This window comes from Longicatena sp. 210702-DFI.1.196, assembly GCF_020563125.1.
GTDB classification, from domain to species: Bacteria; Bacillota_I; Bacilli_A; order Erysipelotrichales; family Erysipelotrichaceae; genus Longicatena; species Longicatena caecimuris.
Map to the genome: position 1 here is coordinate 1 of NZ_JAJCPX010000095.1, position 688 is coordinate 688.

Sequence of the window (688 nt, forward strand, 5' to 3'; positions counted from 1 at the left end):
CGAATGGAGGAACTAGAAATCTGGGGATACCAACGGTAATGGATAGAATCATCCAGCAGGCAATGGTACAAGTATTAAGCCCAATATGTGAAACGTTCTTTTCGGATTATAGTTATGGATTCAGACCAAATCGGAGTTGTGAGCAGGCCATAAATAAATTATTGGAATATATCAATGATGGATATGAATGGATAGTAGACATTGACTTAGAGAAATTCTTTGACAACGTGCCACAGGATAAATTGATGAGTTATGTACACATCATCATAAATGATGGAGATACAGAGTCGCTCATACGAAAATATCTTAAAGCAGGTATCATGATAAACGGAAAATATGAAAAGAGTGAAAAGGGAACACCACAGGGTGGAAACCTATCGCCATTATTAAGTAATATTATCCTAAATGAATTAGACAAAGAATTAGAAAGCAGAGGATTACACTTTACCAGATACGCAGACGACTGCGTGATAGCGGTAAAAAGTAGAGCCAGTGCGAACAGAGTGATGCATACAATCACAAAGTGGATTGAACACAAATTGGGACTGAAAGTGAATGCGACAAAGACGCATATCACAAGACCTAACAAATTAAAATATCTAGGCTTTGGATTTTATTATGATACAAAAGATAAGAAATATTGTGCAAGACCACACGCAAGTTCCATACAACGATTTAAGAGGAAACT

Annotated in this window: 1 protein-coding gene; it reads left to right on the forward strand. The window is 36.6% G+C overall.

Annotation, left to right across the window (positions count from 1 at the left end; translation table 11 throughout):
* Positions 1 to 38 precede the first annotated feature (38 nt).
* A partial coding sequence (locus tag LI241_RS15520) for a reverse transcriptase domain-containing protein (protein ID WP_370633820.1) occupies positions 39 to 688 on the forward strand: 650 nt, incomplete at its 3' end.